This is a genomic window from Mesorhizobium sp. M4A.F.Ca.ET.050.02.1.1, assembly GCF_003997725.1.
Classification (GTDB): Bacteria; Pseudomonadota; Alphaproteobacteria; order Rhizobiales; family Rhizobiaceae; genus Mesorhizobium.
In genome coordinates this window covers 5,626-6,102 of record NZ_RZSG01000343.1, presented here as the reverse complement: position 1 = coordinate 6,102, position 477 = coordinate 5,626, and the positions used below count along the sequence as shown (strand labels likewise).

Annotated in this window: 1 protein-coding gene; it reads right to left on the bottom strand. The window is 68.1% G+C overall.

Annotated elements, in window-relative coordinates; all coding sequences use genetic code 11:
- Nucleotides 1-477, bottom strand: a 477-nt coding sequence (locus EOA33_RS20925) for an ABC transporter permease (protein WP_245482398.1), incomplete at both ends; no start/stop codon positions are given.

Genomic DNA, 477 nt, shown 5'->3' with positions numbered 1-477 from the left:
ATGTGGCGCAGCACGATGCGGAACGCCGAGGCGCCCATCAATTGCACCGCCTTGATGAAATCCGAGTTGCGCACCGTCAGCGTCTCGGCTCGCGCGATGCGGGCGTAGGGCGGCCAGGAGGTGATGGCGATCGCCAGCACCGCGTTCTCGATGCCGGGGCCGAGCGCGGCAACGAAGGCTAGCGCCAGAACCAGTTTCGGGAAGGCGAGGAAGATGTCGGTGATGCGCATCAGGATCGCGTCGGTCCAGCCGCCGGCATAGCCGGCGACCGTGCCGACCAGGAGGCCGATCGGCGCGGCGATGACGGCGACGAGGATCACGACATAGAGCGTCCAGCGCGAGCCGTAGACGATGCGGGAGTAGATATCGCGACCGAGGTCGTCGGTGCCGAACCAGTGCGCGGCGCCGGGCGGCAGCAGGCGCGCATTCTTGAGGTCGCCGACGGTCGGCGAATAGGGCGCCAGCACGTCGGCGAAG